At 73.0% G+C, this 25,220-nt stretch carries 23 protein-coding genes; 9 read left to right on the top strand and 14 right to left on the bottom strand.

Annotated features, from left to right (window positions below; genetic code table 11):
- Position 1 precedes the first annotated feature (1 nt).
- Positions 2–1,009 (bottom strand): Gfo/Idh/MocA family protein, encoded by a 1,008-nt coding sequence (locus ACFYW1_RS31100; RefSeq protein ID WP_389000709.1) that lies wholly within the window; start codon positions 1,007–1,009, stop codon positions 2–4.
- An 87-nt stretch (positions 1,010–1,096) separates the two neighbouring features.
- Here ACFYW1_RS31100 and ACFYW1_RS31095 point away from each other — a divergent pair, with 87 nt between their 5' ends.
- Positions 1,097–2,491 carry a multidrug effflux MFS transporter gene (locus tag ACFYW1_RS31095; protein ID WP_389000706.1) on the top strand — a complete coding sequence of 465 codons (1,395 nt, stop codon included), beginning with the start codon at positions 1,097–1,099 and terminating at the stop codon, positions 2,489–2,491.
- Between the two features lie 415 nt (positions 2,492–2,906).
- On the opposite strand, the gene ACFYW1_RS31090 is transcribed toward ACFYW1_RS31095, so the two are convergent.
- Complete coding sequence (locus tag ACFYW1_RS31090; protein ID WP_389000596.1) at positions 2,907–4,217, bottom strand: hypothetical protein; 1,311 nt, start codon at positions 4,215–4,217, stop codon at positions 2,907–2,909.
- 141 nt (positions 4,218–4,358) lie between these two features.
- On the opposite strand from ACFYW1_RS31090, the gene ACFYW1_RS31085 reads away from it, so the two are divergent.
- Complete coding sequence (locus ACFYW1_RS31085; RefSeq protein ID WP_389000593.1) at positions 4,359–5,357, top strand: small ribosomal subunit Rsm22 family protein; 999 nt, start codon at positions 4,359–4,361, stop codon at positions 5,355–5,357.
- Between the two features lie 64 nt (positions 5,358–5,421).
- On the opposite strand, the gene ddaH is transcribed toward ACFYW1_RS31085, so the two are convergent.
- Complete coding sequence (ddaH, locus tag ACFYW1_RS31080) at positions 5,422–6,237, bottom strand: dimethylargininase (protein ID WP_389000590.1); 816 nt, start codon at positions 6,235–6,237, stop codon at positions 5,422–5,424.
- A gap of 222 nt (positions 6,238–6,459) precedes the next feature.
- On the opposite strand from ddaH, the gene ACFYW1_RS31075 reads away from it, so the two are divergent.
- Both ACFYW1_RS31075 and ACFYW1_RS31070 read left to right on the top strand, forming a co-directional pair.
- On the top strand, positions 6,460–7,077 hold the full coding sequence (locus ACFYW1_RS31075) for a TetR/AcrR family transcriptional regulator (RefSeq protein WP_389000587.1): 618 nt from the start codon (positions 6,460–6,462) through the stop codon (positions 7,075–7,077).
- A gap of 154 nt (positions 7,078–7,231) precedes the next feature.
- Positions 7,232–7,978: a bifunctional DNA primase/polymerase gene (locus ACFYW1_RS31070; RefSeq protein WP_389000584.1), complete on the top strand. Its 747-nt coding sequence runs from the start codon at positions 7,232–7,234 to the stop codon at positions 7,976–7,978.
- Between the two features lie 121 nt (positions 7,979–8,099).
- Here ACFYW1_RS31070 and ACFYW1_RS31065 read toward each other — a convergent pair whose 3' ends face one another.
- From ACFYW1_RS31065 to efeO, 4 genes are read right to left on the bottom strand one after another with little or no spacing between them, the layout of a single operon-like run.
- On the bottom strand, positions 8,100–9,038 hold the full coding sequence (locus ACFYW1_RS31065) for a hypothetical protein (RefSeq protein ID WP_389000581.1): 939 nt from the start codon (positions 9,036–9,038) through the stop codon (positions 8,100–8,102).
- Entirely contained in the window at positions 8,971–9,954 is a 984-nt protein-coding gene (efeU, locus tag ACFYW1_RS31060) for an iron uptake transporter permease EfeU (RefSeq protein ID WP_389000578.1), read from the bottom strand. Before efeU ends, ACFYW1_RS31065 begins: the two co-directional genes overlap by 68 nt.
- A 29-nt stretch (positions 9,955–9,983) precedes the next feature.
- Entirely contained in the window at positions 9,984–11,258 is a 1,275-nt protein-coding gene (gene efeB, locus ACFYW1_RS31055) for an iron uptake transporter deferrochelatase/peroxidase subunit (RefSeq protein ID WP_389000575.1), read from the bottom strand.
- A 20-nt stretch (positions 11,259–11,278) separates the two neighbouring features.
- Positions 11,279–12,415 carry an iron uptake system protein EfeO gene (gene efeO, locus ACFYW1_RS31050; RefSeq protein ID WP_389000572.1) on the bottom strand — a complete coding sequence of 379 codons (1,137 nt, stop codon included), beginning with the start codon at positions 12,413–12,415 and terminating at the stop codon, positions 11,279–11,281.
- Between the two features lie 304 nt (positions 12,416–12,719).
- On the opposite strand from efeO, the gene ACFYW1_RS31045 reads away from it, so the two are divergent.
- Positions 12,720–13,439: a PhzF family phenazine biosynthesis protein gene (locus ACFYW1_RS31045; protein ID WP_389000703.1), complete on the top strand. Its 720-nt coding sequence runs from the start codon at positions 12,720–12,722 to the stop codon at positions 13,437–13,439.
- Positions 13,440–13,503: 64 nt separating this feature from the next.
- On the opposite strand, the gene ACFYW1_RS31040 is transcribed toward ACFYW1_RS31045, so the two are convergent.
- Together ACFYW1_RS31040 and map are read right to left on the bottom strand one after the other, a co-directional pair.
- Positions 13,504–14,166, bottom strand: a complete 663-nt coding sequence (locus ACFYW1_RS31040) for a heme oxygenase (biliverdin-producing) (protein WP_389000569.1) — start codon at positions 14,164–14,166, stop codon at positions 13,504–13,506.
- Between the two features lie 283 nt (positions 14,167–14,449).
- A complete protein-coding gene (gene map / locus ACFYW1_RS31035) occupies positions 14,450–15,307 on the bottom strand; it encodes a type I methionyl aminopeptidase (protein WP_389000566.1) in 858 nt (285 codons plus the stop codon).
- A 57-nt stretch (positions 15,308–15,364) separates the two neighbouring features.
- On the opposite strand from map, the gene ACFYW1_RS31030 reads away from it, so the two are divergent.
- A complete protein-coding gene (locus ACFYW1_RS31030) occupies positions 15,365–15,595 on the top strand; it encodes a hypothetical protein (protein ID WP_148834717.1) in 231 nt (76 codons plus the stop codon).
- Between the two features lie 73 nt (positions 15,596–15,668).
- Here the strand turns inward: ACFYW1_RS31030 and ACFYW1_RS31025 are convergent, their stop codons facing one another.
- Both ACFYW1_RS31025 and ACFYW1_RS31020 read right to left on the bottom strand, forming a co-directional pair.
- Positions 15,669–17,021 (bottom strand): MFS transporter, encoded by a 1,353-nt coding sequence (locus ACFYW1_RS31025; protein WP_389000563.1) that lies wholly within the window; start codon positions 17,019–17,021, stop codon positions 15,669–15,671.
- A gap of 105 nt (positions 17,022–17,126) precedes the next feature.
- Positions 17,127–17,729, bottom strand: a complete 603-nt coding sequence (locus ACFYW1_RS31020; protein WP_389000560.1) for a hypothetical protein — start codon at positions 17,727–17,729, stop codon at positions 17,127–17,129.
- A gap of 118 nt (positions 17,730–17,847) precedes the next feature.
- On the opposite strand from ACFYW1_RS31020, the gene npdG reads away from it, so the two are divergent.
- Together npdG and ACFYW1_RS31010 are read left to right on the top strand one after the other, a co-directional pair.
- The gene (gene npdG / locus ACFYW1_RS31015; protein ID WP_389000557.1) at positions 17,848–18,558 is read left to right on the top strand and encodes an NADPH-dependent F420 reductase; all 711 of its coding nucleotides are present in this window, start codon (positions 17,848–17,850) and stop codon (positions 18,556–18,558) included.
- A gap of 96 nt (positions 18,559–18,654) precedes the next feature.
- Positions 18,655–18,849 carry a hypothetical protein gene (locus ACFYW1_RS31010; protein WP_389000553.1) on the top strand — a complete coding sequence of 65 codons (195 nt, stop codon included), beginning with the start codon at positions 18,655–18,657 and terminating at the stop codon, positions 18,847–18,849.
- 13 nt (positions 18,850–18,862) lie between these two features.
- On the opposite strand, the gene ACFYW1_RS31005 is transcribed toward ACFYW1_RS31010, so the two are convergent.
- The gene (locus tag ACFYW1_RS31005; protein ID WP_389000550.1) at positions 18,863–19,669 is read right to left on the bottom strand and encodes a site-2 protease family protein; all 807 of its coding nucleotides are present in this window, start codon (positions 19,667–19,669) and stop codon (positions 18,863–18,865) included.
- A gap of 157 nt (positions 19,670–19,826) precedes the next feature.
- On the opposite strand from ACFYW1_RS31005, the gene ACFYW1_RS31000 reads away from it, so the two are divergent.
- Positions 19,827–23,171, top strand: a complete 3,345-nt coding sequence (locus tag ACFYW1_RS31000; protein ID WP_389000547.1) for a BTAD domain-containing putative transcriptional regulator — start codon at positions 19,827–19,829, stop codon at positions 23,169–23,171.
- A gap of 61 nt (positions 23,172–23,232) precedes the next feature.
- Here ACFYW1_RS31000 and ACFYW1_RS30995 read toward each other — a convergent pair whose 3' ends face one another.
- Together ACFYW1_RS30995 and ACFYW1_RS30990 are read right to left on the bottom strand one after the other, a co-directional pair.
- Positions 23,233–24,081, bottom strand: coding sequence for an ABC transporter permease (locus tag ACFYW1_RS30995; RefSeq protein ID WP_389000544.1), 849 nt, complete (start codon positions 24,079–24,081; stop codon positions 23,233–23,235).
- Complete coding sequence (locus ACFYW1_RS30990; protein WP_389000541.1) at positions 24,078–25,103, bottom strand: ATP-binding cassette domain-containing protein; 1,026 nt, start codon at positions 25,101–25,103, stop codon at positions 24,078–24,080. Before ACFYW1_RS30990 ends, ACFYW1_RS30995 begins: the two co-directional genes overlap by 4 nt.
- Positions 25,104–25,220: the final 117 nt, after the last annotated feature.

Below are 25,220 nucleotides of genomic sequence, written 5' to 3'. Positions count from 1 at the left end.
TTCAGCCGTCGGCCGGGTAGCGGACGCCGATGCGGTCCCGTACCGCGTCGAGCGTCCGCATCACGGCGAGCGAACCGTCCAGCGGCACCAGCGGCGACTCCGTCTCGCCCGCCCGCAGTGCCCGCGCCACCTCGGCCTGCTCGAACTGAAGGCCGCGCAGCCCCTCGCCGGCGGCTCCGGAGCCCTCGGCGGTGAACTCCTCGGGATCGTGTCCCGGCCGGTGCAGCACGAACCGCTCCGGGTGGAAGAAGCCGGGCGGGAAGTCGATCCGCCCCTTCGTGCCGGTGATCGAGGCGGTCCGCGGGGTGTCCGCCACGATCGAGCAGTTCAGCAGCGCCGAGGCGCCCGCCTCCGACCAGCCCAGCAGCATCGCGGTGTGCAGATCGACGCCCTCGGGGGAGAGCAGCGCGTCCGCCTGCACCCGGTCCGGCTCGCCCAGCAGCAACTGCGCGAACGAGACCGGGTAGACCCCGAGGTCCAGCAGCGCGCCACCGCCCAGCGCCGGGTCGCGCAGCCGGTGCCCGGCCCCGAAAGGACCCGTGATCCCGAAGTCGGCCTGCACCGTGCGGATGTCGCCGATGGCGCCGTCCCGCACCAGCTCCGTCATGCGCCGGACGACCGGATCGCAGTACGTCCACATGGCCTCCATCAGGAAGAGCCCCCGGTCCCGGGCGAGCTTCACCAACTCCTCGGCCTCCCGGGCGTTGAGCGTGAACGCCTTCTCGCACAGCACGTGCTTCCCGGCCTCCAGACAGAGCGCGGCCGCCTCCCGGTGCGCCGAGTGCGGTGTCGCCACGTACACCACGTCGACCTCGTCGTCGGCGGCGAGCGAGGCCCAGTCGCCGTACGCCCGGGGTATTCCGAACCGCTCGGCGAACGCCCGCGCGGAGGTCTCCGTGCGGGACGCGACCGCCACCACCTCCGAACCCGGCAACGACCGGAGGTCCCCGGCGAATGTCGCGGCGATGCCGCCGGTGGCCAGCACGCCCCACCGCACGACCCTGTCCATGCCCGTCATGACTGCTCCCCAGGAAGGTCTCGACCAGTCCAGCTGAGCTGAGAGCATAGATGCGGATTCAACGACATGGAGATGACAATGCCGGAGAGCGGCGCAAGCCGGGCCCAGCAGGAACGCACCCACATATCGACCACCGGAACCGGGACGGCGGAGCCGGTGACCGCCCCCGGCACCGGAACCACGGACCGGAAGACCGACCGGCCCGGCAGGGCGGACGGGACCGCCGCCGAAACGCCCCCGGGCGGGCCGGTCGCCACCCGGGCGGCCAGCCGCACCGGACTCCTGGTCACCCTCGTCCTCGGCGGCCTCACCGCACTGCCGCCGCTCTCCATGGACATGTACCTCCCGGCCCTGCCCGCGGTCACCGAGTCCCTGCGGGCCCCCGCCGCGACCATCCAGCTCACCCTCACCGCCTGCCTCACCGGCATGGCGCTCGGACAGCTCGTCGTCGGACCGATGAGCGACCGGTGGGGCAGGCGCGGGCCGCTGCTCCTCGGCATGATCGTCTACGTCGTCGCCACCGCGCTCTGCGTCTTCGCCCCCACCGTCGAACTCCTCATCGGCTTCCGCCTGCTCCAGGGCCTGGCCGGTGCGGCGGGCATCGTCATCGCCCGCGCCGTGGTGCGCGACATGTACGACGGCGTGGAGATGGCCAGGTTCTTCTCCACCCTGATGCTGATCTCCGGCGTCGCCCCGATCATCGCGCCGCTCATCGGCGGACAGGTGCTGCGGTTCACCGACTGGCGGGGCGTCTTCGCCGTCCTCACCCTCGTCGGCCTGGTCCTCACCCTGGTCGTCTGGAAGTGGCTGCACGAGACCCTGCCGCCGCAGGACCGGCACACCGGCGGGATCGGGGACACCCTGCGCACCATGCGCGGACTGCTCGCCGACCGGGTCTTCACCGGCTACATGATCGCGGGCAGCCTCGCCTTCGCCGCCCTCTTCGCGTACGTGAGCGCCTCGCCGTTCGTCATGCAGGAGATCTACGGGGCCTCGCCGCAGACGTTCAGCCTGCTCTTCGGCGTCAACTCGATCGGGCTGGTCGCCGTGGGCCAGATCAACGGCAAGCTGCTGGTCGGCCGGGTCAGCCTGGACAAGGTGCTGACCTTCGGGCTCTCGGCCATCGTGCTGGCCGCCACCGCGCTGCTGCTGATGACGTCCGGGGTCTTCGGGGACGTGGGCCTGGTACCGGTCGCGACCGGGCTGTTCGTGCTGATGTCGGCGATGGGGCTCGCGGCGCCGAACACCAACGCGCAGGCCCTGATGCGCACGAAGCACGCCGCCGGGTCCGCCTCCGCGCTGCTCGGCACCTCGTCGTTCCTGATCGGTGCCGTGGCCTCCCCGCTGGTCGGGATCGCGGGCGAGGACACGGCCGTTCCGATGGCCCTGGTGCAGCTGGTGTGCGGGGTGGGCGCGCTGGCCTGCTTCCTCGGGATGTGCCGGCCCTGGCAGCGGACGTCGACGGCCTCCTGACGAGGGCCCCCAGGGCGGGGGATCGTCCTCCGGCACCTCACCCGGGTACTCCTCGGTCCGCAGCACCGTACCGACGGGAGGCCGGTCCCGGCGGGCCTGCCCGCTGACGCTGCCCCGGTCGAGGCTCGCGTTGACGCACAGCCTGCCCGCGAGGAGCGCCCACGAGGTCCGGACCACGCGCTCGCGCGCCGGCTCGACCGCGAGCCGGCCGAACGCCTCCGGCCGCAGCGGAGCCGGTTCCGGGGGCGCGACGAAGGCGTCGGTCCAGATCCCCGTGTCCCCTTGTGGCAACGGGGCACGGCCCGGCGCGACCGCGTTTTCGGGCGGCCGGAGGAGTTCCGGAAAACCGGACGGGCCGGACGGACCCGGGCGGTGCACCCGGTCCGTCCGGCCCGTCACGGTCCGGTGGGCGGCCCTACGAGGCCGACCTCGGGTAGCCGATCAGATGCGGGCGGTCCTTCTCGTCCGTCCAGCGGAACAGCCCGACCCCGTCCGCCGTCTCCCCGCCCGGCAGCCGCACGTTGGACGGCAGGGCGCCCGTCGAACCGCTGCGGACCGCGACCGCGACGGGGGAGCCGCCGCCGGCCAGGACGTCGGCCGCGTTGCGCGCGCTCGTCGCGCCGTACGCGACGCCCTCGTCGTTCACGGACGCCAGCGTCAGCGGCTTGGTGCCGTCCGCCCCCTCGAAGCAGAACCCGCGCTTGGTGGCCAGGTCGAAGGCGAGCGGCCCGGCCACCAGGTAGCTGCCCGACGGGGCGGCGACCAGCTGCGGGTACTGGCCCGGCTTTATCGCCGGCTTGCTGCACTGCACCGAGGCCAGCGTCTTGCCCGACTCCGCGTCGTGCACCGCCCACAGGTCGTGGGTGGCGGCGCGCTTGGCCTTCTTGTCGAGCTGCCACTTCGCCAGGATCAGACCGGGGAGCACCGAGGTCGGGATCCCGCTGACCTTGTCCGTCCCCTTGGGCGCGACGTTGCGGCTGAACCAGCCGCCCTGCACCCAGAACTCCCTGGACCCGCTGACCAGCAGCCCCTTCTGCGTCAGCCCGCGCACCTCGGTGAGCTGCTTGCAGGTCTTGCAGCCCTTCGGGTACTTGAGCGCGGAGGGCGCCACGTCCGCCACCCGGCCGGTCACCGGGTCGACCACCGTGCTGTTGGTCCGGCCGTCGCTGATGAGGATGCCGGGGCCGGTGGTGGAGACCGTCGGTACGGAGTTCCACGGCACCTCGACGCGCCGCCGGGAGCCGTCCTCCACGTCGTAGACGTCCAGCGAGACGATCGTGTCGGCGGGGGTCAGCGCGTTCTCGCCGACCTTTCCGTACGCCCACGTCACGAAGTACTCGTGGTCGTCGACGGTGACCTGGAGGAGCCGCGGGAAGTGCTTCGGGGACGGGGGCCGCCAGCTCTCCCCGTGCCAGCCGGGCTGCCCGGTCTTCGAATCGATGGTCCGCAGCTGGTACTTGGTGTCCGACTCCCGCACCAGATAGGCGAGACGGCCCGTCGTCCGGGACAGCGCGTAGTCGGGGGAGGTGCCGATGAGTTCCCAGCCGTTCTCCGGCGCGTACGCGGAGGGAACGGTGAGCTGGGTCACCTCGGCCGGGCCCTTCTTGGTCTGCTTCTTCGGCTCGTCGTTGCTCTTCTCGCCACTTCCGCACGTGGCCAACAGAAGAAGCATGACGAGCACGAGTGCTCCGCCGACCAGAACCAGGCGCACGATCTTCTGTCTCATGGTTCCCCTCGATGGGTAATCCCGACCTCGCGGCGGTCAGCGTAGCAACTTGGGCAGGCATCGCGGCAGTTCGGATTCCGCGCAGTTCTACGCGGATAGCGCGGCGGCGCCGGGTGCGTCGTCTTTGCCTACAATTCGTCGGTGAACGCCACCCTCCCCAATGCGGAAACACTGCGTGCGGCACTGGCCGGACTGCTCGACGGCCTGCCGCCCCGGCAGGCGGCCCGGGCCGTGGACCGGCTCATCGCCAACTACCGCGGCACCACCCCCACCGACGCGCCGGTGCTCCGCGACCGCTCCGACGTCGCCGCGTACGCCGCGTACCGGATGCCCGCGACCTTCGAGGCGGTACGGTCCGCCCTCGACGCCCTGCGGGAGGCGGCCCCCGACTGGGCCCCCGCCACCCACACCGACGTGGGCGGCGGCACCGGAGCGGCCGGCTGGGCGGTGGCGGGGGTCTGGGAAGGGACCCGGACGACGGTGCTGGACTGGTCCGAGCCCGCGCTCGCCCTCGGCCGCGAACTGGCGGAGCTCTCCGGCACCCCCGCCCTGCGCGCCGTCGAGTGGCGCCGGGCCCGGATCGGCGAGGGCCCCGGCCTCGCCGCCGCGGACCTGGTCACCGTCTCCTACGTGCTCAAGGAACTCACGGCGGACACCCGCGCCGCCCTCGTGGACGCCGCCGCCGCGGCGGCGCAGGCGGTCGTGGTCGTCGAACCGGGCACCCCCGACGGCTACGCCCGCGTCATCGAGGCCCGCGACCGGCTGATCGCCGCCGGCCTGACGATCGCCGCGCCCTGCCCGCACAGCGCCGCCTGCCCCATCGAACCGGGCACGGACTGGTGCCATTTCTCGGCCCGGGTCAGCCGCTCCTCGCTGCACCGGCAGGTCAAGGGCGGCTCGCTGCCGTACGAGGACGAGAAGTTCAGCTACGTCGTGGCGACCCGCTTCGAGGCGGGGCCGGTCCGGGAACGGGTCGTCCGCAAGCCGCAGATCCGCAAGGGGCAGGTGCTGCTGGACCTGTGCACCCGCGACGAGGCCCTGCGGCGCTCCACGGTCACCAAGCGGCACGGCGGGCTCTACCGGGCCGCCCGGGACGTCGCGTGGGGCGACGCCTGGCCGCCGCCGGGCGAGCAGGACTGAGAGCCTGCCGGGCAGGCCGCCCGGCAGGCTCCGGGGGCCGCCCGTCCGCGGGCGGCCCGACCATTCACGCCCGCAGCTCCTGCGTGCAGCACTTCACGCTGCCGCCGCCCTTCAGCAGCTCGCCCAGATCCATCGGCACCGGCTCGAAGCCCCGCGCCCGCAACGGGTCGAAGAGCCCCGTCGCGCCCTGCGGCAGCAGCACGTGGAGCCCGTCGCTCACCGCGTTCAGGCCGAACGCCGCGGCGTCCGCCTCCCGGGCGATCAACGCGTCGGGGAAGAGCCGGGCGAGCACCGCGCGGCTGCCCGGCGAGAACGCCTCCGGGTAGTACATGACCTCGTCGCCCGCGTCGTCGAGCACGGACAGGGCCGTGTCCAGGTGGTAGTAGCGCGGGTCGACCAGATCGAGCCCGATCACCGGGCGCCCGAAGAACTCCTGCGCCTCGCCGTGCGAGAGCGGGCTGGACCGGAAGCCCCGCCCGGCCAGGACGTACGACGAGGTGACCGCGAAGTCGCCCTCGCCCTCGTTGACGTGGTCCGGCTCGTGGATCTCGGTGAAGCCGTTGGCCCGGAACCACTCGCGGTGGGCCCCCGCCTCCTCGTACCGCTCCCGGTAGGCGAACCGGGCGCCCAGCACCCGGCCGTCGACGACGGTGGCGCCGTTGGCGGCGAACACCATGTCGGGCAGGTCGGGGCGGGGCGTGAGCAGCTCCACGGTGTGCCCGAGGGCGCGGTACCGGTCGCGCAGGTCCTCCCACTGGGTCTGGGCCAGGGGGAGGTCCACGGGCTTGCTGGGATCCATCCAGGGATTGATGGAGTACGTCACCCTGAAGTGCGTGGGCGCACACATCAGGTAACGGCGGGGTGTGGCTTCACGAGGCATGCATGCTCCTCACGAAAGGCAGGGGTCACCTGCCGGGGACAGCGCACGGGTGTGTGCGTGGGTGAGCCCATGGTCCGCTCTCCGGGGCCCGGCGCACAGTGATCCGATCGGGTGGTTCCGTAACGACGCGGGAGAAGGGCCCGGGGGAGGCGGACCGGGAGGGAGAGGGGAGGCGAGGAGAGACGATACGTATCGACTCGTGGCGTTGCTAGATTGGCCGCCATGACAGAGAACCGGACGCCCGACTCCAGCCGCCGCAGCGAACGTTCGCGCCGCGCGATCCACGACGCGGCGCTCGGCCTGGTCGGCGAGGTGGGCTACCCGAGGACCACCATCGAGGCCATCGCCGCCCGGGCCGGTGTCGGCAAGCAGACGATCTACCGCTGGTGGCCGTCCAAGGCGGCCGTCCTCCTGGACGCCTTCATCGCCCTCGGCGAACGGAACGCCGGAGGGGCCGAGGGGGAGCCCGCCCCCGCGCTCCCGGACACCGGTGACCTCGCCGCCGACCTCAAGGCCGTCCTGCGGGCCACCGTCGACGAGCTGAACGACCCCGCCTTCGAGGCGCCCACCAGGGCGCTGGCCGCCGAGGGGATCGTCGACCCGGGGCTCGGCGCCGAATTCGTCGAGAAGCTGCTCACCCCCTCGTTCGAGCTGTACGCCGCCCGGCTGCGGGCCGCCCAGGGGGCCGGGCAGGTGCGCGCCGACGCCGACCCGCGGGTCGCCCTGGAACTCCTCGTCGGCCCGGTCACCCACCGTTGGCTGCTGCGCACCGGTCCGCTCACCCACGACTACGCGGACGCGATCGTCGACCACGTCCTGCGGGGGCTGCTGAACCCCTGAGGCCGCCCCGAGGTGCACCCGTCATTTCATGACAAGGGGGTGCATTGTTCCCGACCCTCGGTGTCGTCGTCCGTACCCCGCTTCGGAAGTCCGGCCACCCGAGGCGCAGGATGGTGGGACCATGGGCAGGGGCAACATTCAGGTAAGGGGATAGATGGGCGCCGATTTCGGCCGTAATCGCGGCTCAGAGAGCAAGTTTTCCCAATGGCTTCGCCGCCGACCCAAACCGCAGCAGAGCGAGGTCGACGACACCGCCCGGGAGGCGCTGCTCCTGGCTGTCGCCGAAGCCGGAATGCCGATCGCGCCGGCCGCTCACCCGGTCGGGTACCGATGTTCGTGCGAACGCATCGGCTGTCCCACGCCCGCCCGCCATCCCCTCTCGTTCGCCTGGCAGACCCAGTCCACCACCGACCGGGCGCAGATCGAGCGCTGGGCCCGCAGCCAGCCGCAGGCCAACTTCATCACCGCGACGGGCATGATCCACGACGTCCTCGACGTGCCGCTGGCCGCGGGCGAGCAGGCGCTGGAGCGGCTCCTGGCCGCGGGCATCGACGTCGGCCCCGTCGCCCGGTCCGGCGACGACCGGATGCTCTTCTTCACCGCCACCCGGGGCACGCCCGAGGACGAGGACGAATGGTGGCCGTGCGAGCTGGACTGCCACCCCGAGACCATGGACGAGCACCCCGGCATGCGGTGGCACTGCCGGGGCAGCTACGTGCTCCTGCCGCCGGCCAGGCTGCCGGGCGAGCTGGACGTGCGATGGGTGCGCGGGCCGGAGAACCCGCTGCCCGACCCGTTGACGCTGCTGGAGACGCTCACCGACGCGTGCGCGCAGTACGCCGACACCGCCGACCAGAGCGAACTCGACCACGACGCGGTGAGCTGGCCGTTGAGCCGTTGAGCCGTTGAGCCGTTGAGCCGTTGAGCCGTTGAGCCGTTGAGGCACCGAGGCGCCGGGCCGGCGGCCGGGCGGGCCGTCCCGTACGGGCCGCAGCCGCCGGATCACGGCCGTCCCGGCACCGTCACGAGCCCTTCGCCGCCGTCAGGCCGGGCAGCCGGTTCAGCACGACCACCTTGCCGTCGTCCCCCGTCGCGCCCTTCTTCGGGACGTACACCAGCTGGCTGGAGATCCGCTCCTTGGTGAGGGTGGACTTCACCTCACCGGTCAGCAGCGCGGACACGTCGTCGCTGACCACCGGACGCAGCCCCTTCGCCGCGGTCTGCCGCTCGAAGTGCTTGCTGCTGAAGAAGACCAGTGCCCCGCCGTCCTTCGTCCGCAGCCCCAACGGGGCGAACGTGTCGCGGTTCAGCGGCTGGTCGATGTACTGGTACGAGAAGCCCGCCCGTCGCGTGTTCCGGCGGGTCTCCCGCCAGCCCGAGGTGGTGCCCCCGGGCGCGAAGACGTCCGGGGCGCCCTGCTGGAGGTAGTCCGTGTACTGCTTGCCCAGATCCTTCGGGGCCACCGCCAGCCCGGCGTCGTCCGCGGCCACCGGGGTGGCCCGGCCCTCGCCGTCCTTCACGAACTCGGGCATCCGGGAGGGGGCGACGACCGCCAGATAGGCGGCCTTCCACCCGGCGTCGGGCCCGGCCTTGGTGAAGACGATCAGCCAGCGGGTGTCCAGCTTCCCGCTGTCGCGGTCACGGTTGGAGTCGGTGTCCGCGAGGAACCACCGGGGCCAGCCCGCCTTCTTCGGGATGACGTACGTGGCGTCGGTCAGCTCCAGCGGCATGTGCTTCGGGTTGCCGTCCGGGCTGTTCTTCTGCCGCGCCTTCAGACCGGCCTGGTTGATCGCGCCGAGCGGGCCGGTGACCCGGTCCGCGTCCAGGGCCGGGTCGTACGCCTTGTCCGCCGCGTTGTACGCGGCGGTGAAGTCCTTCAGTGCCCGCGCGGCCTCAGACCTGGTTGCCGTCGGCACCACTTCCAGCTCGCCGTGCACCGTCACGCACCCGCTCGCCGTCAAGGACAGCACCGTCGCCGTCGCGAGCCCCGTCGCCAGCCGAATCGGCCTCAGGCTTCTCATCCGTTGCTTTCCGCGCCTTCTGATCCGTCGCCCCTCCGGAGGGGGCCCCTGACCGTCCGAACCCTACCGGGGCGAGGAACAGCGCGAGCGTGGGTATCAGATACAGCGCCCACACCGTGACCTGGAGGACGGTCGGGTCGGGCTGGAAGTTGAACGTGCCCTTCAGCAGCGTGCCGTACCAGCTGTCCGGCGGGATCGTGGAGCTGATGTCGAACGCCCGGTTGTGCAGACCGCCGACGAACTCGGCCTCCTGCAGGTCGTGGACGCCGTACGCGAGCACGCCCGCGGCCACGACCACCAGCATGCCGCCGGTCCAGGTGAAGAACTTCGACAGGTTGATCCGCAACGCGCCCCGGTAGAACAGCCAGCCCAGCACGACGGCGGCCGCGATCCCGAGGAACGCGCCGATCATCGGGTGCCAGCCGTCGTCCGCCGCGTGCACCGCGCGCCACACGAACAGCGAGGTCTCCAGGCCCTCCCGGCCCACCGCGAGCAGCGCCGTGGCGACCAGCGCGCCGGTGCCCATGGCGAGCGCCGCGTCGAGCTTGCCGTGCAGCTCCGACTTCAGGTGCCGCGCGGTGCGCCGCATCCAGAAGACCATCCAGGTGACCAGGCCGACGGAGACGATCGACAGCGAACCGCCGAGCGCCTCCTGGGCCTTGAACGTCATCTCCTGCGAGCCGAATTCGAGCCCGGCGCCGAACGCCAGGCTGATGACGACGGCGATGCCGACCCCGGTCCAGATCGGCACCAGCTTGTTCCGGTTGCCGGTCTTCACCAGGTAGGCGATGAGGATGCAGACGACGAGGCTGGCTTCCAGCCCCTCGCGCAGGCCGATCAGGAAGTTGCTGAACACGTCCTGGTTCTCCTTTCCGTTTCGACCCGTTACGAGAACAGCGCCCGGCCCCACCAGTCGTCCTTGTCGCGGACGCCCGGCGGGACGGCGAAGTGCGCCGAACCCACGTGCTGGATGTACTCGTTGAGCGCGTCGTGCGCCGCGAGACGCCGCTGGAGCGGGATGAACGCCTTGCGGGTGTCGCGCTGGTAGGCGATGAAGAACAGCCCGGCGTCGAGCCGGCCCAGGCCGTCGGTGCCGTCGGTGAAGGAGTAGCCGCGGCGCAGGATCGTCGCGCCGTCGTTGCTGTCCGGGTGGGCCAGTCGCACGTGCGCGGTCGGCAGCATCGCCTTCAGGAACGGCTCGTCGTGCTCGGAGGGCTTGCCGACCGGGGCGCCCTCTCCCTTGTCGCGGCCGAAGACGTCCTCCTGCTCCTGGAGCGAGGTGCGGTCCCAGGTCTCGATGTGCATCCGGATGCGCCGGGCCACCAGGTAGGAACCCCCGGTCATCCAGTCCGCCCGGTCCTTCGCGCCGACCCAGACGTGCTTGTCCAGGGCGGCGGTGTCGGTGCCGGAGACGTTCCGGGTGCCGTCCTTGAAGCCGAACATGTTGCGCGGGGTCTGGGCGTCCGGCGTCGTCGAGGACGTCTTGCCGAAGCCCAGCTGGGACCAGCGGATCGCGGCGCGGCCCATGCCGATCCTGGCCAGGTTGCGGATGGCGTGCACCGCGACCTGCGGGTCGTCCGCGCACGCCTGGACGCAGATGTCGCCGCCGCTGCGGGCCGCGTCGAGGTTGTCGCCGGGGAACTTCGGCAGGTCCACCAGCGCGTCGGGCCGCCTGTCCTTCAGGCCGAACCGGCCCTTGGCGAAGAGCGAGGGGCCGAAGCCGACAGTGAGCGTGAGCCGGGACGGCTTGAGCCCCAGCGCCTCGCCGGTGTCGTCCGGCGGCGCCTCGGCGAGGCCGCCGTACGCCCCGTCGCCGACCGCGTGACCGGCCGTCATCCGCTCGGCCGCCCGCGTCCACTCCTTGAGCAGCGCGACCAGTTCGGCACGGTCCTTCGTCTTCACGTCGAACGCGGCGAAGTGCAGCCGGTCCTGCACGGCGGTGGCGATGCCGGCCTGGTGCGCGCCGTGGAACGGCACCGCCGCACCGCTGTCCGCGGCCGGTACCGCCGTGTCGCCGGAGCGCACCGCGGCGACCGTGCCGCCGGCCGCGACCGCGCCGAGCGCGAGCCCGGCACCGCCCCAGCCCAGCAGCGCCCGGCGGGACGGGGCGGGTCCGGAGGCACGCTCCGGGGTTTCGTCGGCCGGTGTCTGTCCGGACATGACCAGAGCCCTCCCGCTCGTTACTTCGTGACCGCGGCGGCGAGCCGGGACAGCGGCTCGGCCAGGGCGTTGACCGCGTCCGACAGCTCCTTGCGGTCCGCCTTGCCGACCTTGTCGTACGAGGTGAAGTCGTAGGAACCCTTGTCCGCGCGGTACTTGTCCAGCAGTGTGTTCAGCTCGGCGAACCGCTTGTCCAGGTCGGCGGTCAGGGCCGAGTCGTTCTTGGCGGCGATCGGCTTCAGCAGCTCGTAGGACTTCTGGGCGCCCTCGACGTTGCCCTTGAAGTCGACCAGGTCGGTGTGGCTGTAGCGCTCCTCCTCACCGGTGACCTTGCCGGTGGCGACCTCGTCGAGGAGCTCCTTGGCGCCGTTGGCCATCGAGGTCGGCGTGATCTCCGCGGTGCCGACCCGCTTCTGCCAGTCGAGCAGGTCCTTGTACAGGAGCGGGGCGAGGGCCTTCTCCTCGGCGCCCAGCTTCTTGTCCTGCCACAGCGCCTTCTCCAGGCGGTGCCAGCCGGTCCACTTCTGGCCGTCCTCCAGGCCGTCCTCGCGGATGTCGACCTTGGGGTCGATGTCGCCGAAGGACTCGGCGACCGGCTCGGTGCGTTCCCAGCCGAGCCGGGAATCGGCGTAGAGCTTCTTGGCGGTCTCGATGTCCCCGGCGGCGACGGCGTCCGTGAACTTCTTGGCCTTCGGCAGCGTCTCGTCGGCCTGGTCCTGGACGTAGGTGCGGTACTCCGCGACCGCCTTGTCCATCTCGGGGCTGCGCTTGACCGCGGTGCCGCCGGTGACCTTCAGCTTCTGCCGGATGCCGTGGCCCTTCATGCCGGGCTTGCAGGCGATCTCGTACGAACCGGCCTTGATCTCGGCGGTGATGTTCGCCCTGGTGCCGGGACCGATGTTCTCGCGCTCGGCGACGATGCGGTCGTCCGGGAAGAGAATGTAGACCTCGGTGACCTTGGAACCCTTGTTCTCCACGGCCAGTTCGATGTGACCGGCCGGCAGTTCCTTCTTCGACACCTCGCAGGCGTCGTCCTTCGCGACGACCTGGACGGCGCCGTCGCCCTTGCCGTCGCTCTTCTCCGCGCAGCCCGTGACGGCGGTCAGGGCGGCCACGGTCGCGGCGGCGGTGACGACGGAGAAACGAACGGCTCGCATGCGGGCTCCACAAGGCTGAGGGAGAGGGAGGAGAAGAGCGGACAAAGGTAAGTGAGGCGGACCTAACTTAACCGAGGCTTACTTGACCGGTACCCAGCCGTGCAGTGATTCAGCTCTCATCCCCGGGGCCCGGGAACGGGGCGATCACGAGTGCCCCATGAGGGGGCCACGGAATGGTCAAGCGGTGGTCAAGTCGCCGTGGGTTCCGTCCGGTCGGTACGCGTGGGCCGCGGCCGGCCCCAGGTCGTGCGGCAGGTGTCCCGTCGGATGCTTGAATGCGCACGTGAACGACAGCGACTTCGACATGCCCGCGGGCATCGACGTACTGCGGGTGTTCTGCGGACCCGACGGCAGGCACGGCAACGCCCTCGGGGTCGTGCGCGACGGCCGCGCGTACCCCGACGAGACGTCCCGGCAGGAGCTGGCCCGCCGGCTCGGGTTCAGCGAGACCGTGTTCGTCGACGACCCCGAGCGCGGGCACGTGGACATCTACACCCCCGGACTCCGCCTCCCCTTCGCCGGGCATCCGCTCGTCGGCGCCGCCTGGCTGCTCGACCTGGAGATCCTGGAGCTGCCGGTCGGGGACGTGTTCGCCCGCCAGGACGGGGAGTTCACCTGGATCACCGCCCGCCCCGAGTGGGCGCCGCCGCGCCTGCTGGAGCGGTACGAGTCCGTCGCCGAGGTCGAGGCGCTGACCGGGCCCCCGCCGGGCGAGGGCTGGCTGTACGCGTGGGCCTGGGAGGACGAGGCGGCGGGCCGGGTGAGGGCGCGGGCGTTCCCGAGGCGCATCGATGAGCGCGGCGCCGGCCGCTCCGGTGGAGCCGGGGCTTGCACCGGGGGCATTGTGGAGGACGAGGCGACGGGGGCGGCGGCCCTGCTGCTCAGCGCGCGACTGGGGCGCGCCCTCAACATCATCCAGGGGCGCGGCTCCCAGCTCCTCACCGCGCCCGCCCCCGACGGCACGGTGGAGATCGGGGGCCGCGTCGCACTGGCCGGCGCGGCCGAGCACCTGCTGCACGTGTGACGGCGCGGCGGGCGGGGGCGACCGGAGTACGGCGGTCGCCCCCGCCCACCGCGCCGTCCGGACCCTACGCGCTGAGCGGGAACACCTCGCCCAGCTCCCGGAACACCGCCGTGTTCAGCGCGAACGCGCGCTTGCACTCGTCGATGACGCGCTGCTTCTCCAGGTCGTCCGCGTCCAGCCCGTCCAGCAGTTCGCGGTAGTCCCGCTTGAACGAGGCGGGGTTGGGGATCTGCTCGAAGACGTAGAACCGCACGCCGTCGCCCTTGCGCGCGAAGCCCCAGGCGCGCTCCGCCCGGTCGCGGATGATCTGGCCGCCCGAGAGGTCGCCGAGGTAGCGGGTGTAGTGGTGCGCGACGTATCCCGCGGGCCAGGAACGGGCGCACTCGGCGACCCGGGCGGCGTACGCGGCGGTGGCGGGCAGCGGCTCCAGGCCCGCCCGCCAGTCGGCGCCCCGCAGATGGGCCAGGTCCCGCTCCAGCTCGGCGGTGCGCATCAGCTCGGGCCGTATGAAGGGCCCGGCCACCGGATCGCTGCTCAGCTCCCGCGCGCCCTCCTCCAGTGCCCGGTACACGAACCACAGCTGTTCGGTGTAGCGCGTGTAGGCGTCCACCCCGAGCCGTCCGCCCAGCAGGTCACTCATGAAGGACGAGGTCTCCGCCTCGGTGTGCTGCTCGTGCGAGGCGGTGCGGATGAGCGTCGAGAAGGGTGTGGCGGCGGTTGCGTCCAAGGCGGGCCTCCGGGGCCGAGAGGGACGGGCGGTCCGGGAAGGGACGGGAGCACCGACGGCGGCCCCCGTGCGGAGACTGCCGTCGACCTCCCCGATCCTGCTGCTCAGGCTTACCTGAGTCAACAGCTTCCCGACGCCCTGTCGGGAAAGTTTCCGACAGTCTGTCGGTAAAAACGATACGCCTGATTCCGCGCCCGGGGGAGGGGGCGGTCCCGGGGGCGGACACGCGGAAGCGGCCGCCCCCGGGGAGGGCGGCCGCTTCGGCGGGACTGCTACGGCACGGCTACGGGAGCGTCAGGATCTCGGCACCCGTGTCCGTCACCACCAGCGTGTGCTCGAACTGGGCGGTGCGCTTGCGGTCCTTCGTCACGACGGTCCAGCCGTCGTCCCACATGTCGTAGTCGTGGGTGCCCAGCGTCAGCATCGGCTCGATGGTGAACGTCATCCCCGGCTTCATCACCGTGGTCGCGTGCGGGCTGTCGTAGTGCGGGATGATCAGGCCGGAGTGGAACGAGGAATTGATCCCGTGCCCGGTGAAGTCCCGCACCACCCCGTAGCCGAAGCGCTTGGCGTACGACTCGATGACCCGCCCGATCACATTGACCTGCCGCCCCGGCCGGACCGCCTTGATGGCCCGGTTCAGCGCCTCCCGGGTGCGCTCCACCAGCAGCCGCGACTCCTCGTCCACGTCGCCGCAGAGGTACGTGGCGTTGTTGTCGCCGTGCACGCCGTTGATGTACGCCGTCACGTCGAGGTTCACGATGTCGCCGTCGCGCAGCACCGTGGAGTCCGGGATGCCGTGGCAGATCACCTCGTTCAGCGAGGAGCAGAGCGACTTGGGGAAGCCCCGGTAGCCGAGCGTCGACGGGTAGGCCCCGTGGTCGCACATGAACTCGTGGGCGACCCGGTCGAGTTCGTCCGTCGTGACGCCCGGTGCGATGTGCTTGGCGGCCTCCTCCATCGCCTGCGCGGCGATCCGGCCCGCGATGCGCATGCGCTCGACGGTGTCGGCGTCCTGGACCTCCGGGCCGGTGTACGGCGTCGGGGCCGGCTTGCCCACGTACTCGGGGCGCCGGATGTTTCCGGGAACGGTGCGGATGGGAGTGATCTCCCCGGGTACGAGCAGCGACTGGCCAGACATGCCAGCGAGTCTAACCAGCGTGCTTGGGGCAGCATGGCCCCGAGGGAAGGAGCCGTGATGGCCCTGTTCAAGAAGCGCACCGTGGGCAAGCCCGGCGAGTGGTTCTACTGCCTGCAGCACCAGAAGGTCGAGGAGGGCCCCGAGTGCCCGGCCAAGGACCGTTTCGGGCCGTACGCCACCCGCCAGGAGGCCCAGCACGCGATGGACACCGCGCGGGAACGGAATCTGGAGTGGGAGAACGACCCCAAGTGGCACGACCGGGACACCCCCACGGACCCGGAGGCGTGAGGGGACCCGGTCCGGAGCCGCTCAAGAAGCCCGGGGCCGGGCCCTTCGGGGCCGGTCCCGGGCTTCCGGCCGCTCAGGCGCCCAGGACACCGGCCCCCGCGCCGCCCGTGGCCGGTCCGGGCCCTTCCGCCTCGCGCTGCGCCCGCCTGCGCACCGCGTCCTCGTCGGTCTCGGAGTCGTACGTGAGCAGCTTGGGGAGGGTCGCGGCGAGCAGCGCGACCGAGGCGACACAGGCCACGCCCCCGCTCCAGATCGCCGCCCTGGTCCCCGTCCAGCCCGCCATCGCACCGGCCCGCACCTGACCCAGCTGCGGCCCGACGCTGTACGAGAGCACCTCGATGCCCGCCAGCCGGCCCCGCAGCTCCTCCGGAATGGTCTGGTTCCAGATCGTGGAGCGGCCGAGCCCGCTGAGCATGTCGCCCGCGCCCGCCACCGCCAGGCAGACCAGCACCAGCCACACGTTGCCGAACCACCCGGCCCCCGCGATCGCCAGCCCCCAGACCGCGGCCCCGAACACCACGAACAGCCCGTGCCGCCGCACCCGCGACGTCCAGCCGCTGGTCAGCCCCAGCACCAGTGACCCGACCGAGTCCGCGGCGTACATCAGCCCCAGCGACCAGTCGGCGTCCAGGTCGTCCGCCAGGAACGGGAAGATCGCGTTCGGGAAGGCGAAGAACATCGCGGCCATGTCCACCGCGTACGTCCCCAGCAGCACCGGCCGGCTCCAGGCGTACCGCGCGCCCTCCACGATCCCGCGCAGCGACGGCTTCGTGTTGTCCCGGGCGGGCGGCGCGGGCGCCAGGCGCAGGCACAGGAGCACGGAGACGGCGAAGGTGGCCACCGTGACCGTGTACGCCGTGGCGTGCCCGGCGTAGGCGACCACCAGCCCCGCCACCGCCGGGCCGGTGATCGCGCCGAACTGCCAGCGCAGCGAGTTCAGCGCGGCGGCCGCGGTCAGCTGCTCGTGCGGCACGATCCGGGCCATCAGGGAGTCCAGCGCCGGCCGCTGGAGCCCGGAGAGCGCGGAGACCCCGGCCGCGACCACGTACAGCGGCCAGAGCAGCGGGCTCGGCAGCGCCGCGTTGACCAGGAGCACCAGGGCGAGCACCCCCAGCCCCGCCTCCGTCGCCAGGATCACCTTGCGGCGGTCCACGGCATCCGCGAGCGCCCCGCCGTACAGGCCGAAGACCACCAGGGGCACCAGCTCCACCGCCCCCATCGCGCCGACGGCCAGCGGGGAACCCGTCAGCTCCTTGATCTGGAGCGGCAGCGCGATCAGCGCCATGAAGCTGCCGAAGTACGTCACCAGGCCCTGGATCCACAGCAGCCGGAAGTCGGCGTGGGAGCGCAGGGGAGTGAGGTCGGGCAGCAGGGCGAGGAGCCGGGCGCCCGGGGACGCGGCGGCCGGCGGCGGTGCGGAGGTCACGAGGGGCCATGCTCCGACGTGGCGCTCGCACGGTGCAACAACTTTTCGCGGCTGCGGCTGCGGTGCTGTCGCGGTGGCCGCTGCGGGCGGGCCCCGGCCCGTGGCTCACCAGCGGGGCGGGGGAGGCGCCGTCAGCTGGTCGACGAGACGGGACAGCCGGTCCCGGAAGCCGCGACGGCCGCGCGGCGCGGGCGCGCTGTTCTCCCCGGCGGCCGCGCTCACCAGATGCTGCACGGTGTCCAGGTCGATGTCGTCGGCACCGGTCACCGCGAGCGTCTCGTGGGCCAGCCCCCGGACCTCCGGGTCACCGCCGTCCAGCGAGAGCACCGTGGCCCCGGCGCGCCGCGCGTCGTGCACCCGCTCCAGCAGCCCCTCCCCGGGCCGCCGCGGGGCCACCACGAGCAGCGTCTCGCCCCGCCCGGCCGCCTCGATCCGGCCCAGGCCCACCGCGAGGTGCGCCGGGCTGCCCGGCTCCACCCGGTGGCGCACCAGGGTGGGCACCAGTTCCGGCAGCCCGGACCATGCGGACTCGTCGACCAGATGGGCCGCCAGGTGCCACGGCTCGTACTCCGCCGTCCCCACCAGCAGCAGCCCGCCGCCGTGCGGGACGACGGACGACCTCAGTACCCCGGCGAACCTCCGGGTCGCGGCGGGCCACTCGGTCCCGGCGAGCACTTCGCGCAGCAGGGCGACACGTACGGCATCCATGGCCCGGCATCATGCCCCGCCACCCGTGCCCCGCACCGGAGAACGGCGCCGGACCAGCCGAACGGGGGCACCGGGCGACGACGGGTCACCGGTCGCCGGTCCGGCTAATGTCGGAGCCATGACTACGAATGACAACGGTGGCGCGGCCAAGCCCCCCGCCAAGGACCCCTGGGACCTCCCCGACGTCTCCGGGCTGACCGTCGGCGTGCTCGGCGGAACCGGGCCGCAGGGCCGCGGACTGGCCTACCGGTTCGCCCGTGCCGGACAAAAGGTGATCATCGGATCCCGGGCCGCCGACCGGGCCCGGGCCGCCGCCGGGGAACTGGGCCACGGCGTCGAGGGCGCGGACAACGCGGAGTGCGCCCGCCGCAGCGACGTCGTGATCGTCGCCGTGCCGTGGGACGGCCACGCCAAGACCCTGGAGTCGCTGCGCGACGAACTCGCGGGCAAGATCGTCGTCGACTGCGTCAACCCGCTCGGCTTCGACAAGAAGGGCGCCTACGCCCTGAAGCCCGAGGAGGGCAGCGCCGCCGAGCAGGCCGCCGCCCTGCTGCCGGAGTCCCGGGTGACCGCCGCCTTCCACCACCTCTCGGCGGTGCTGCTCCAGGACGAGGCCATCGAGGAGATCGACACCGACGTGCTGGTGCTGGGCGAGGTCCGCGCCGACGTCGAGACCGTCCAGGCACTGGCGGGCCGCATCCCCGGCATGCGCGGCATCTACGCCGGGCGGCTGCGCAACGCCCACCAGGTCGAGTCGCTGGTCGCCAACCTGATCTCGGTCAACCGCCGCTACAAGGCGCACGCCGGGCTCCGCATCACCGACGTCTGAGCCGCGCCGCCCCGGCCCGGCCCGACGACGGGCGGAACGGGGCATGGGGGACACTGGACGGGACCCGTGCACCACTCCGGACAGGAGCCGCTCCCCATGCCCCGACTCGCCCTCTACTCCGCCGTCGTCTGTCTCCTGGCCCTCGCCGCGGCGGTGATCTCGTTCGTCCGGGGCAGCCTCCTGCTCGGGATCGTCTGGGTGCTGCTGGTCGGGCTCTCGTCCAACATGACGTGGTTCTACCTGCGCCGGCAGCGCGTACGGGCCGAGCAGGCCGCCCGGTCCGCCGGCTGAGCCCCGGCCCCGCTCAGGGGGCCGTCGCGCAGACCGGGTACTCCTCGTTCCAGTTCTCCCAGAACTGGTAGGCGGCACGGCCGCACTCCGCGCCGAGCCGGTCCACGCCCAGCGCCTCCAGCAGGCCGTGGACCGCGCCGAAGAAGACCCCGTTGACCTCCGGGATCCACAGCAGGCCGAACACCGCGAGCAGCCCGAACTGCGCGAACGGCTCCACCTGGCGACGGATCCGGTACGGCAGCCAGGGCTCGACCACCCCGTACCCGTCCAGGCCCGGGACCGGCAGGAAGTTCAGGATCGCCGCGGTGACCTGGAGCAGGGCCAGGAACGCCAGCGCGTACCGGAACTCCCTCGGGACACCGTCCAGCGCGTGCAGCCAGAACGGCGCCGTGCACACGAGCGCGAACAGCACATTGGTCAGCGGGCCCGCCGCCGAGACCAGGCTGTGCCTCCAGCGGCCGCGGATCCGGCCCCGCTCGATGAAGACCGCCCCGCCGGGCAGCCCGAAACCGCCCATGATCACGAACAGCACCGGCAGCACGATGCTCAGCAGCGCATGGGTGTAGCGGAGCGGATCGAGCGTGAGGTAGCCCTTCGCGGCGACGGAGGTGTCCCCGGCGTGCAGCGCGGTGCGGGCGTGCGCGTACTCGTGCAGGCAGAGCGAGACCACCCACGCCGCCGTGACGAAGACGAAGACCGCGAGCCCGTAGGGGTACCCGGCGCCCGTCCACACCGCCCAGCCCGCGACCGCCGCCACGGCGGCGATGCCGAGGAAGACCGGGCTGATCCGCCGGTCGCTGCGGGCTGCTGCGGTGTTCATCGGCGGACTCCTGACGGACGCGCGGGGGAGGGGAGGCGGGCGGCGGGTCCGGTCGACCGTACCGGCGGGGCGGCACGGACGTCTCGTGAACGCCCCGCGCCGGGCCGGTGATGCCGCACCCCGGGGGCTCCGCGCCCCGGTCGCGGAGAATGGGCGGGTGCGCTACTGCATCCTCGGGACCACTCGGGCATTCCGCGACGACGGCACGGCCGTCGCCATCGGCGGGGCACGGCTGCGCGCCCTGCTCGCCGCCCTCGCGCTGCGCCCCGGCCGCACCGTCCCGGCCGCCGTGCTCGTCGACGAGGTGTGGGACGGCGACCCGCCCGCCGACGCGACGGGTGCCCTCCAGGCACTCGTCGGACGGCTCCGGCGGACCATCGGCCACGCGGCGGTCACCTCCGCGGACAACGGCTACCGGCTGGCCGCCGAGCCGGACGCGATCGACCTGCACCGCTTCGAACGGCTCACGACGGAGGGCACCCGGGCCCTGGCCGAGGGGGACGCGGCGAAGGCCCTGAGCACCCTGGACGAGGCACTCGCCCTGTGGCGCGGCCCGGTCCTGGCCGACCTGCCCGACCGGCGCGCCGCCGAGGCCCGCTGGGAGGCCCGCCGCCTGGACGCCCGGCGCGGCGGCCTCGGCGCGGCCCTCGCGCTCGGCCGGGCCGAGGAGGCCCTGCCCGAACTCGTCGCCCTGTGCGCCGAGCACCCCCTGGACGAACCGCTCCAGACGCTGCGGCTGCGGGCCCTGCGCGACGCCGGGCGCACGGCCCAGGCACTGGCCGCCTACGACGAGGTGCGCACCCTGCTCGCCGACCGGCTCGGCACCGACCCCGGCCCCGGACTGCGGTCGCTGCACGCCGAGTTGCTCCACCAGGAACCGGCGCCCCGGTCCGCGCCGCAGCCCCTGGCACCGCCCGCCCCCACCGGGGCCCCCGCCGCACCGCGGGGGAACCTTCGGGCCAGGCTCACCAGTTTCGTCGGGCGCGAGGACGACATCGGGGCCCTGCGCCACGACCTCTCGCACGCCAGACTGGTCACCCTCCTGGGCCCCGGCGGCGCGGGCAAGACCCGGCTCTCCCAGGAGGCCGCCGAAACCGTCGCGGACGCCTGGCCGGACGGGATCTGGCTGGCCGAACTCGCCCCCGTCGACGACCCCGAGGCCGTACCGGAAGCCGTGCTGAGCGCGCTCGGCGCCCGCGAGACCGTGCTGCGCGGCGCGGGCGCCGAGGGGCTGCGGGCCGCCGAACGGAACCCGGGAAACCCCCTCGTACGCCTCACCGAGCACTGCTCCCGGCGCCGCATGCTGCTGCTCCTGGACAACTGCGAACACCTCGTCGGGGCCGCCGCCGCCCTCGCCGACCACCTGCTCGCCCACTGCCCCCGGCTGACGGTGCTCGCGACCAGCCGGGAACCCCTGGGAGTCCCGGGCGAACTGGTCCGCCCCGTCGACCCGTTGCCCGACCCGGTGGCGCTGCGCCTGCTCGCCGACCGCGGCGCGTCGGCCCGGCCCGGCTTCCGGACCGACGCGGACCCGGACACCGCGGCCGCCGCGGCCGAGATCTGCCGGCGCCTCGACGGGCTGCCGCTCGCCATCGAACTCGCCGCGGCCCGGCTGCGGATGCTCACCCCGCGCCAGATCGCCGACCGGCTCGACGACCGGTTCCGGCTGCTCACCAACGGGGCCCGCACCGCGCTGCCCCGGCAGCAGACCCTGCGCGCCGTCGTCGACTGGTCCTGGGACCTCCTGGACGCACCCGAGCGCGCCGTGCTGCGCCGGCTGTCGGTCTTCGCCGGCGGCTGCACCCTGGCCGCGGCCGAGGAGGTCTGCGCGGACGGGCCCGGGGCCGCGCGCGAGGTCGCCGGGCTGCTCGGCTCGCTGGTCGACAAGTCCCTCGTCGTCGCCACGCCCGCCGCGGACGGCGCCATGCGCTACCGGCTGCTGGAGACCGTGGGCGAGTACGCCACCGAACGGCTCGACGAGGCGGGCGAACGGGACGCCGTGGAGCGGCGCCACCTGGTGCACTTCCGGGAGCTGGCCCGTACCACCGATCCCGCGCTGCGCGGCCCCGGGCAGCAGGCCGCCATCGACCTCCTCCAGCGCGAGCAGGAGAACCTCCGCACCGCCCTGCGCCACGCCGTCGCCGCCCGCGACGAGCAGGAGGTGCTCTGCCTGCTGCTCTCGCTGACCTGGTACTGGCAGATACGCGACCTGCGCGCCGACGCGCTGCACTGGGCCGCCGAGGCCGCCGCGCTGGGGCCCGACCCCTTCGCCCCGCCCGCCGAGCCCGCGCCCTCCCTGTACGAGCGCTGCACCGACGCGCCGCCGCCCATGAACCCCGAACTGCTCCAGGAGGCGCGGCGCCAGGCGGCCCTGGTGCACCTGCTCAGCGCGGACCACACCAGGGAGACCTGGCACGACGAGAAGGGCCGGGCCCGGCTGGGCGTCATCGCGCAGACCTACCGGGCGGGCCAGCCGCAGACCTGCCGCGTCCCGGCGGCGCTCTGGTTCTTCGCGGTCATGCTCACCGGCGAGCTGGAGGACCTGCGGGGCCTGCTGGGCGAGGCGGTCCGGGCCTGCCGCGACCTCGGCTACGAGTGGGAGCTGGCCGCGGCGCTCCACATGCGGGCCAACGTCCTGGCCAACCGGCCCGAATGGGCGGCCGAGGCGCAGGCGGACGCCGACGAGAGCCTGGGGATCTTCCGCCGGATCGGCGACGACTGGGGCGTGGCCGAGGCGCTCTCCTCCCGGGGCGAGGCCAGTGAGCGGCTGGGCGAGTACGCGCAGGCGGCCGAGGACTTCCGGTCCGCCGTCGGCCACGCGCGCAGGCTCGGCGCCCGGTCCCAGGTGGCGGTGCTGCGCACCCGGTACGCGGCCGCGCTCGTCGAACTGGGCCGCGGCGCGGAGGGCGAGGCGATCCTGCGGGAGGTGCTCGCCGAGGAAGGGGGCACCGCCCACGAGGTGGTGCCCGCCGCCCGCCTCAACCTCGCCATGTGGCTGGGCCGCAGCGGCCGGACCGACGAGGCGCGCGAGCAGATGAACACGGCGCGCGAGGAGTTCCGCGCCGAGACGGCGGCGGCCTTCGACGGGTTCTTCCTGGGCGGACTGGCCCGGCTGGACAACGGGGACGGGCGGTACGCCGACGCCCTGCACCGGGCCCTGACGGCGCTGGAGCGGTCCCACGACCCGGTGACGCGGATGATGGCGCCCCAGATGCCCGTCATGCTCCTCGTGGTCCTGGCCCGGGCCCTGGTCGGGCTCGGCGGTGAGCGGCGGGCCGCGGACGCGGCCCGGCTGCTCGGCGCCGGCCGGGCACTGCTCCCCCCGGGCCACGTGCCGACCTGGGCGGAGCGGGACGACCGGGACCGGACGGAACGCGGCGCCGTCGCCGTACTCGGCCGGACCGCCTACGAGGCCGCGCACGCGGAGGGCAGCGGCCTCTCCATGGAGGAGGCCGCCGCCCTCGGGGAAACGTACCGGGAGTCCACGTACCGGGAACGGTGAGCCGTACGCCCGGCCACGAAGGGACCGCCCCGGCCGGAAAAGGCCCGGCCGGGGCTGTCCGTCAGCCCTTCCCGCGGAACCGGGCCACCGCGAGCGGCGCCGCCACCGCGGTGATCGCCGCAGCCCAGCCGAGCGTCACCCACACCGAGTGGGAGACCGGCCCGCCCATCATCAGGCCGCGCATCGCGTCCGCCAGGTTGGACAGCGGGTTGTACTCGGTGAAGGTCCGCAGCCAGCCCGGCATCGTCTCGGTCGGGGCGAAGATCGAGGAACCGAACTGGAGCGGCATCAGCACGAGCATCCCCGTCCCCTGCACCGCCTGGGCCGTCTTCATGACCAGCCCCAGCAGGATGAAGATCCACATGATGGCGGCGCTGAACACCGCCGACAGCGCGACCGCCCCGATCAGCCCGAGCACCGGGTTCCGGAGCTCCATGCCGAGCGCGAAGCCCATGCCCAGCAGGATCAGGGTGGCGACCATCACCCGGCCCAGCTCGACCACGATCTTCGCGACGAGGACCGAGGAGCGGGCGATCGGCATCGTCCGGAACCGGTCCATGACGCCCTTGCGGAAGTCGTCGTTGACCCCCGTGCCGACCGCCGAGGCGATGCTCACGCCCATCATCGACATCAGCCCGGGCACGAGGTAGTTCAGGTACTCCTGCCGGCCGCCGCCCATGCTGCCGCCCACCGAGCCGCCGAACACGTATACGAACAGCAGGACGAAGACGACGGGCATCAGGAGGGCGTCGAACATCGACTCCGGATCCTTCTTGATCTGGAGCAGATTGCGCCGGGCCAGCGCGCCGATGTGGCGCAGGCTGCCGCGCAGCCCGATCCGGCCCTCGTCGTGGACCGGCGCCGCCGGGGCCGGGCCGACGGGAACGGGGGACAGGGTCGTCGTGCTCATGCCGCGACCTCCTCGGGGATCGTGTCGACGGCGGAAGGGTTCGTCCTCTCGCCGGTGATGGCCAGGAACACCTCGTCCAGGCTGGGCAGCACGGTGGTGACGCGCGTCAGCGGGAAACCCCGGGCACCGAGCAGGCCGATGACCGAGGTCAGCTGCTCGTCGCTGAGGACCGGTACGCACAGCAGCCCCTCGTCCGGGACGGTCTGCACGCCTCCGGGCCCGTCCAGGCCCGCTTCCCGGACCGCCCGGGTCATGGCGGGCAGGTGTGCCGGGTCCGAGGGCCGGATCTGCAGGGTGCGCCCGCCGACCCGGGTCTTCAGCTCCTCCACCCCGCCGTGGGCGATGACCCTGCCCCGGTCGATGACGGTCAGCTCGCCGGCGAGCTGCTCGGCCTCCTCCATGTACTGGGTGGTGAGCAGCACGGTCGTTCCCTCCGCGACCATCCGCTGCACCTCGTCCCAGACCTCGTTGCGGGTACGGGGGTCGAGCCCCGTCGTCGGCTCGTCCAGATACAGGACGGCCGGGCGGCCGATCATCGAGGCGGCCAGGTCGAGCCGGCGCCGCATGCCGCCGGAGTAGTCCATCGCGGCGCGCCCGGCCGCGTCGGTGAGCGAGAACCGTTCGAGCAGTTCGTCGGCCCGGGACCGGGCGTCCTTGCGCGACAGGTCGAGCAGCCGCCCGATCATGTAGAGGTTCTCCCGGCCGGACAGCTTCTCGTCGACCGAGGCGTACTGACCGGTCAGGCCGATGGTGCGGCGCAGCTGCCGGGGCTGGCGCACCACGTCGAAGCCCGCCACGACGGCGTGCCCGGCGTCGGGCCGGACCAGGGTGGACAGGCAGCGCACGAGCGTGGTCTTGCCGGCGCCGTTGGGGCCGAGCACGCCGAGCACGGTGCCCTCGCGCACGTCGAGGTCCACACCGTCCAGCGCCCTGGTCGAGCCGTAGTGCTTGACCAGTCCCCGGACCTCGACGGCGTTCGGGCCGCTCCTGGGGTTCTTGTCGATTCGCGTCATGCCGACCATGGCACCAGCCCTCACCGACAGGCCGCCGACAGCAGGCCGACAGCCCGCCGATGGGGGATGTCGGCGGGCTGTCGGTGGTGCGGGAAATGGTCTGGTTCCCGGCCCTTCTCGCAGGTC

Source organism: Streptomyces sp. NPDC002669 (assembly GCF_042889165.1).
Lineage (GTDB): Bacteria > Actinomycetota > Actinomycetes > Streptomycetales > Streptomycetaceae > Streptomyces.
Note: the sequence above shows the minus strand (reverse complement) of the source record. Positions and strands in the feature narration are given on the sequence as shown.

Excerpts from the sequence above, each read along its gene's own strand:
- ACFYW1_RS31100 (WP_389000709.1), bottom strand. The coding sequence starts at position 1,009 with ATGGACAGGGTCGTGCGGTGGGGCGTGCTGGCCACCGGCGGCATCGCC.
- ACFYW1_RS31095 (WP_389000706.1), top strand. The coding sequence starts at position 1,097 with ATGCCGGAGAGCGGCGCAAGCCGGGCCCAGCAGGAACGCACCCACATA.
- ACFYW1_RS31090 (WP_389000596.1), bottom strand. The coding sequence starts at position 4,217 with ATGAGACAGAAGATCGTGCGCCTGGTTCTGGTCGGCGGAGCACTCGTG.
- ddaH (WP_389000590.1), bottom strand. The coding sequence starts at position 6,237 with ATGCCTCGTGAAGCCACACCCCGCCGTTACCTGATGTGTGCGCCCACG.
- ACFYW1_RS31075 (WP_389000587.1), top strand. The coding sequence starts at position 6,460 with ATGACAGAGAACCGGACGCCCGACTCCAGCCGCCGCAGCGAACGTTCG.
- ACFYW1_RS31070 (WP_389000584.1), top strand. The coding sequence starts at position 7,232 with ATGGGCGCCGATTTCGGCCGTAATCGCGGCTCAGAGAGCAAGTTTTCC.
- efeB (WP_389000575.1), bottom strand. The coding sequence starts at position 11,258 with ATGTCCGGACAGACACCGGCCGACGAAACCCCGGAGCGTGCCTCCGGA.
- efeO (WP_389000572.1), bottom strand. The coding sequence starts at position 12,415 with ATGCGAGCCGTTCGTTTCTCCGTCGTCACCGCCGCCGCGACCGTGGCC.
- ACFYW1_RS31045 (WP_389000703.1), top strand. The coding sequence starts at position 12,720 with ATGCCCGCGGGCATCGACGTACTGCGGGTGTTCTGCGGACCCGACGGC.
- map (WP_389000566.1), bottom strand. The coding sequence starts at position 15,307 with ATGTCTGGCCAGTCGCTGCTCGTACCCGGGGAGATCACTCCCATCCGC.
- ACFYW1_RS31030 (WP_148834717.1), top strand. The coding sequence starts at position 15,365 with ATGGCCCTGTTCAAGAAGCGCACCGTGGGCAAGCCCGGCGAGTGGTTC.
- ACFYW1_RS31020 (WP_389000560.1), bottom strand. The coding sequence starts at position 17,729 with ATGGATGCCGTACGTGTCGCCCTGCTGCGCGAAGTGCTCGCCGGGACC.
- npdG (WP_389000557.1), top strand. The coding sequence starts at position 17,848 with ATGACTACGAATGACAACGGTGGCGCGGCCAAGCCCCCCGCCAAGGAC.
- ACFYW1_RS31010 (WP_389000553.1), top strand. The coding sequence starts at position 18,655 with ATGCCCCGACTCGCCCTCTACTCCGCCGTCGTCTGTCTCCTGGCCCTC.
- ACFYW1_RS31005 (WP_389000550.1), bottom strand. The coding sequence starts at position 19,669 with ATGAACACCGCAGCAGCCCGCAGCGACCGGCGGATCAGCCCGGTCTTC.
- ACFYW1_RS30995 (WP_389000544.1), bottom strand. The coding sequence starts at position 24,081 with ATGAGCACGACGACCCTGTCCCCCGTTCCCGTCGGCCCGGCCCCGGCG.
- ACFYW1_RS30990 (WP_389000541.1), bottom strand. The coding sequence starts at position 25,103 with ATGGTCGGCATGACGCGAATCGACAAGAACCCCAGGAGCGGCCCGAAC.